The organism is Corynebacterium lubricantis DSM 45231, assembly GCF_000379425.1.
Classification (GTDB): Bacteria; Actinomycetota; Actinomycetes; order Mycobacteriales; family Mycobacteriaceae; genus Corynebacterium; species Corynebacterium lubricantis.
This window is the reverse complement of record NZ_KB902213.1, coordinates 1-6,723: the sequence shown is the minus strand read 5'-3', so window position 1 is coordinate 6,723 and position 6,723 is coordinate 1. Positions and strand designations below refer to the sequence as shown.

Annotated in this window: 4 protein-coding genes; all 4 read left to right on the top strand. The window is 51.5% G+C overall.

Annotated features, from left to right (window positions below; genetic code table 11):
• Positions 1–721 precede the first annotated feature (721 nt).
• Positions 722–1,507: a YfbU family protein gene (locus tag A37O_RS0109310; protein WP_018297236.1), complete on the top strand. Its 786-nt coding sequence runs from the start codon at positions 722–724 to the stop codon at positions 1,505–1,507.
• 159 nt (positions 1,508–1,666) lie between these two features.
• Positions 1,667–2,386, top strand: a complete 720-nt coding sequence (locus A37O_RS16225; protein ID WP_018297235.1) for an Abi family protein — start codon at positions 1,667–1,669, stop codon at positions 2,384–2,386.
• A 541-nt stretch (positions 2,387–2,927) separates the two neighbouring features.
• The gene (locus A37O_RS0109295) at positions 2,928–4,241 is read left to right on the top strand and encodes an SIR2 family protein (protein WP_018297233.1); all 1,314 of its coding nucleotides are present in this window, start codon (positions 2,928–2,930) and stop codon (positions 4,239–4,241) included.
• A complete protein-coding gene (locus A37O_RS0109290) occupies positions 4,219–6,231 on the top strand; it encodes an ATP-binding protein (RefSeq protein ID WP_033378016.1) in 2,013 nt (670 codons plus the stop codon). Before A37O_RS0109295 ends, A37O_RS0109290 begins: the two co-directional genes overlap by 23 nt.
• Positions 6,232–6,723: the final 492 nt, after the last annotated feature.

The window sequence follows — 6,723 nt, the reverse complement described above, 5'->3', positions numbered from 1 at the left end:
CGGATATTCGAGACAGCTTAAGCACCCCGGAGCAAGGACAACTAATGTCTTGAGGTTGGGCTTTTCGACCCTGGCCCAACTTTGCAACAGCACCTTTCAAGCTTTTCATCAAGACGCCCGGGGAGGAGAGCAATAATTTTCCAGAGAGGCGTCATCTAGTTTCCATAAACTGTTAAGCAGTTCAACCGTAGTGGAAGAATGATTCCGGCACCTCGAACGCGTCCTTCCGGGGGAAGCCTAAGACCAACGGCCACACAGGTAAGTGACGGCCCGAGAATACCTCGTCCGGGATGGGGCTAACGATGGCCTCGGCGCAACGCCACAAGATGACCTGGGATCCAAGCTAATACGCCACCAGAGGGCCAGTGCAGAGGACTTCTGAAAATCGTGCAGACGACTTCTGAAAACGACAATCGCCCAAGGTCGAAAAATCCACTTTTGTCACTTAACGCGTTATTTATCCTACGTCACGTGAACGGCCCGAAAAACCATTAAAGTGACATAGTTTCCCGGTTGACGCAGATTTTCACTGACTCGCCCACATTCCGACCGGAAAGGTTGCCTCTTCAAGTATGTGCATTTGTCTTTTAGTACAGACGGCTTCTGAAGCGACCAGTCCCATTAGGGTGCACTCCAACGAGAATGACTTCCCTGAAATGATGTAAGCGTGTAATCTGTTTCGTAAGACGTAAGTATGAAAAATGTTCTTCGAGGAGACCCTATGAAATCTATAACCATTCGTCTGCCCGATGGGCTCAAGGATCTCATCGCCGATGAAGCAGAGAACAACGGCCAGACCCAGAGTGACTATCTACGGCAAATCATTGAAACCCACGTGGGGCAAATCAAAGAAGAGGACTTTCCGAGGGAATCCAGTCAAGATCTTTCGCTTAGTGTCGCTGAACGGAAGACGCTGACACTGGGTTATCAACTCTTGCTCGCTTCCCAGGGAGATCTCCCCGAGGAGCAGTACGACGTTGAAGAGGTGAGAAATACGGTTGAAGCACTCGAAAATGGATATGCAGGAGAATATCCTCGGATATTTGCTGGCTCCGAGGGCGAAGTGGCCTATGGGGAGTGCAAGCTCGTCTGGGACATCCTCGACATGTTCCGGGTGATCAAATACAGCATCCGAAAACTCGGAGAAGACGGCTGGGAACAAACCGGCGTCATTGACGCGGAAGACTATGGATCGTTCCAGGGGTTTGATTTTCAAGTAGACCTTGAATCTAAACTCGCTGGTTATGTCAAGTATCTTGTACGCACTCACCGCTGGGAAGAGCAGAAAGAGTTCATTGATCTAGATGGGGGAAACTCACACAGCGAGATGCTACCCACCTATCGGCCAATGCTGGCAACGTTTAAACCGATATGGCGCACAGCCACGAGTCGAGGGGCCAGTCTCTATCTCAACGCAGATGACATCAGGCGCGTACTTTTGGCCGCTCCAGGCGCAAGCCTTAACACGCGGAGTGGACCAGATCAGCACGGTGAACAGGGGAAATGATGTCGTGTGCTCCATCCCCCTGCCCACACCCTTAAGCCTCGAATCAGGTAATCGCTGTCGCCGGAAATGCAACGACCCCGAGCACAAGGCTCGGGGTCGTGGGGTACGGTGCGGCGATCTACATCGACGCTCTCTATGAGAAGGATACCATTAACGCCAATGGGGACCAAAGATGATCTAGACAACATGCTCGGAGGAGCCCGTTTTGAGAAATACTTCACAGTAGCCGGCGAAGACGTGGAGAAAGCCGTCCAGCTGTACCGTTGGAACACCCGGCTCGCGGGGGCGTGTCACGCCCAGCTATCCTACTTTGAGGTACTGACACGCAACGCCATGAACCGCTCTCTCCAGGACTGGAACCACCAAGAATGCGGACACCGGGACTGGTCCCTGGAGCATCAGTCAGCAGATCTCTTATACGAGATGCTCAATCGCCCCATGAGTCAGGCGCGGAAGTGGGCGAGCAAAGAATCACGGCGCCGGAGAAAAGGGCACGTCCGTAAGAATGCCCCCTTGATCCACGACGATGTCGTAGCCCAGCTCACCCTGGGCAACTGGTCAACACTCCTAGGCGAGGCCCTTCCTGTTCACCGCCCGAACGCACAGCTTTTGTGGCAGAACTGCCTCCACACAGCATTTCCCAACGTCGACCCCGGTGACCGATCACGTGCGGACCTCGGGAAAAAGTTCGAACGCTTAACTCATCTCCGTAACCGGGTTTCGCACCAGGAGAATCTCTTAGAAACGAACGTCCGCAGTCGCCTCAACGATATGCTCGCCGTGCTCAACGCGATAAATGAGAGCTATCCCAGCTGGGCGATGGTCGGCAGCCAAGTTAGACAGGTGGCGCAGGAAGACCCCAGGAAAGACTGGGAATAAAGAAACTCGGACAGCTAGGCGAACGTGATTCACATGGCGGATGAGTCACAAACCACCGTTTTGAATCGTGGGTGCCGTTGGCAGTATCCCGGGACGCCCACGCCGCCTCCGTGAATGGGCAGACTGGAACCTAGAGCGGGGTGGTTAGCTCTGATAGTCACGCAGCTGGCGTCGCGCCACCTGCAACATCTGCTCCCACTCCCCGATATATCCCTCCAGCTCCAGGTGCTCATTGTCGTGGCGCATCGTCGCCGGAGAGGTGCTGTTGCAAATAGGGGTTTCGGCTTACTCACTATTGGTTAGCGTGCAGTGCAAGATGGGTGGCCGCTTCACGTAATCTGACTCAAAAATCGAGTTTGCACCAGCACCTAAATTCATGTAATCGACGTGTGGATGGGTCCTTACAGATATCCCAAGTATGATGACACTCGGTACAAAGAAATCTCTTAGCCATCCTGGGGTTGAGGATATCCGCAATATAGTCCCTAATGGCGCAGCTTATGCTCGGTGTCTTATGTCGCAAACATAGTCGGAGGAATTTTTGACAACTGAAGCATCCGGCTACGGCCTCACTTTCCTTAAAGGGGGCAAGCGCTACAGCGACAGCACTGCTGACTCCACCCGCCGTATTCCATTCGAGATCGCCAAAAGTGATTTCAACGAGGTTCTGTCCTCCAAAAACCTGACATTTCTGTTTGGATCAGGATGCTCGTCATATCTTTCGGCTGCCAAAAAGGAACAAGGGATCCCCACGATGGGGCCCTTGGCCCAAGGGATTCTTGCGGAAGGGAACGAAAACGTTGCGCTAAAATACGGCCTAACCCCCGAGGTGAGGGAGGTTCTTAAAGAAATACTTGGAATCGATCTCGCCGATGGGGAATACGCTTGGAATCTTGAGCGTCTCATGGAGGTACTGTTCGGCTTTCAGTTTGCCCTCGCCAAAACTGAGAATCAGGCGCTCATCAAAGCCAAAGAATCGCTTGATACTGCGATCGAAGCGATCAAGAAGTATGTATTTGAGACCTGCAAAGCTGGACAGGAGCAGACATCTTCAAACGAAGTGCTGAATCTCTATCAGAATTTCTACCGGAAGCTATCTCAGCGATCACGTTCATTGCCGCGTCCAACTGTTGCGACTACGAACTACGATCTCTTCAACGAGATCGCCATGGATCGCACGGGGGTACCCTATATTAACGGCTTTCTTGGCTCTGTGGAGAAACGCTTCAATCCGGCTTCTTTCCGCTACACCATTGCCCAACAACTTGATTCGTCTTCTCAGAGATGGACATCGCTTGATAACCTAGTTTACTTTCTAAAGCTCCACGGATCACTTAACTGGCATGCTGTGGATACGGGTTTATTCCCCGTCGCAGAACGCCCACTCAGCGAGAGCGGCGATGGAGAAGCGATGTTGATCTACCCGACTCCTGCTAAACAGAATGCGAGCTTTGCCGCCCCCTACTCAGATATGTTCCGTGAATTCCAAGCGAAAGTCGTTCAAGAACAAAGCGCGCTAGTGACTATCGGGTATGGGTTCGGCGATGAGCATGTCAATAACATCATCTACCAGGCACTCACGATACCAAATTTCCGTCTAGTGATATTTGCTAAGCCCGAAACCGGAGATGAAACCTCTAACAAGCACGTCAAGATGCTCCAAGAATTAAAAGACCCGCGTATCTGGATAATTGGGACTGAAGACACCAACACGGAATGGAAGGCTCACTACTTCAAAAATTTCGTAGAGGACATTATGCCTTCCGGTGACATAGATCCTGCAGAAGACGCCATCAAAAATGTGGTGGACCTCCTGGCTAGCTTCAAGAAAGATGGCAACAGTGGCCACGAGTGACTCACGACGACGAAGGCTTGGCGCGGTCATTGATGTCACTGCCGAACTGTTCCGTGTCGAGATGACTGAAACTGCCGATGGGTACACCCTAGTCGGTTTCGATGGACAACACTACGTTGCCAGGATTGGCTCTTTGGTGCTCATCCCGTTGACAAATGCATATGTAGTCGCAGAGGTAACTGGGCTTCAGGAACGCCCCGATTCTTCTACGGTCTCCAGTGCTTTGAGATCACTGGATGACGTCATGAACGCGTCTTCACGCCAGTTAACCCTCTCTCCATTGGGCACGCTCCCGTTCGAAGAGTCTAAAAGCTTTTCTTTTGGCGTTTCAGAATTCCCACCACTATATGCCGATGTTCTCCATGTCGAGAATCGAGATCTCGACAGAATCCTCAACGTGGCGAATCAGGAAGTGGAAATTCCTGGAAGTTCGCCGACTGCCACGAAACTAAACAGTCTCACTATCGGAACGTCTGTAGTCTTCAGCGACTACGACGTAAAGGTACGTATCAACGAATTCTTCGGAGCGCACTCGGCGATCCTTGGAAATACTGGTAGCGGCAAATCCTGCACCATCTCAAGTTTCTTGCAAGAAGCCCTCGGAAAGCCAGACCTTGTCCCTACAGGTGGCAGCACATTTGTCCTGTTCGACACGAACGGTGAGTACAGGCGAGCGGTCTCAAAACTTCCATCGCCTATTCAACGAACATACGCTCGGATTGAGCACGCTCATGCTGCACCGTTGACCCCTGATGAACCCTATGATGAGCGCGAGACGCTTATACACTTTGAGTTGCCCCATTGGCTACTGACCTTGGAGGAGTGGGAACTCCTGCTTCAAGCAAGTGATCGGGTTCAACGCCCAGTACTCCGAAACGCACTCGGACTCACTTCTTTGTTTGCAACAGGATCCTCCGCCCAACTGACGGAACTACGCGATCACATTCTCGCTTCATGTTTACTTCATCTGCTGATGGATAGTGAGAGTGCAACAGCGGCGAGATCACGCATTGCGGGTCTTCTCAACGTTTATGAGCTACAGAAGATCTCGAATGTGGAAATTATGTCCCGACTGACGGTCAGCTACGGTGAATTTAAACCGGAGCATGATTTCAAATGGGTGCAGGGTGCGCTCAACGGATTGTTGCTCTCCTCTGCTGAGATTCCTTCTTACAAGAATCAGCCGTTCCGTTTCTCTGATCTTGAAATGGCATTGAATATGGCGATTCTTTTTGAGGAAAGCCACGGCAACCGACGCGTGCGGGATAACTGTTCAACACTTCTCACTCGAGTTAAGTCTCTTAGCACCCGTGATGAGTTCGAGTTCCTACGGGTCGGACTCGACGGCGCTGATATAAGTGAACTCACCCCGGATTTGTTTGTGGATAAGCTGCTAGGAATAGCTGGTTCTCGAGAAGAGCGGAAAAAGAGCTCCCAAGTATATGTTCTAGATTTGAGCACTGTTGATGACGAGGTGGTGGAGGTTGTTTCGTCCGTCGTGACACGGCTTATATTTGATCGTCTTAGACGAACTAGTAGCCGCAACACGTACCCAGTTAATTTAATTCTTGAAGAAGCGCACCGATATGTGCCGCGGTTGGCTACGGCAGCGAGCACGCTCGATGCCACCAGGATTTTTGAAAGAGTGGCCAAAGAAGGTAGAAAGTATGGCCTCTTCTTGATGCTGTCTTCCCAGCGACCGAGCGAGATTTCGGGAACTGTACTTTCGCAGTGTTCTAATTACGTAATCCATCGAATCCAAAATCCGGAGGATCTTCAACATATTCGGCGAATGACGCCATTTATCTCGGATTCTGTTCTGAACCGCCTCGCTTCCCTGCCAAAGCAGTACGCACTTTTATTTGGCACATCTGTAAGCATTCCGACAACTTTTCTGGTTCGTACTGCAAATCCGCTACCGCAGAGTGACGATTCTGATGTGAGCACACACTGGTATCGATCTCCCGAGACCATACGGGACCTCCCGTAATGAGTGAGCAGCAGGCTGTGAGTAAATAGTTCCCTGGTGGAGTGGCACGTTCGGTAAACGCTTAATCGTGAAAATTCCAGAAGTTTGCAAAGAGATCAGAAGGTGCTGTTGCACGGTTGGACCGCTTAGACAGGGGCTCCATCCTGACACGTAGGGCTTCGCAACCAGGAAAACGGATCCGACTTCTGAACTTTTCTGTTCAGAACTCTCCTGTGTACTAAGGATGAAAGCTAAGGTTCCCTTCACAAAAAGACAGCTCGGACAACCGGTCACCGCTGATCAGGTCCACTGTTGGAGTGTCGGAATTAGCCACCTTCCGGGCCCCGTTGGGCAACCTGTTCTACGTCGCCAGGGTTGCCCATGAGTGCTTTGGACAACAACTCCTGCCCTGTTGACCATCGGTCAAGTCCTTTTGAGTGGTGTATCCGCCAGCGGTTGACTCAGCGATGAACTGACCGCTGACGGAACAGGATTCCTTACGCCACCAGAGCC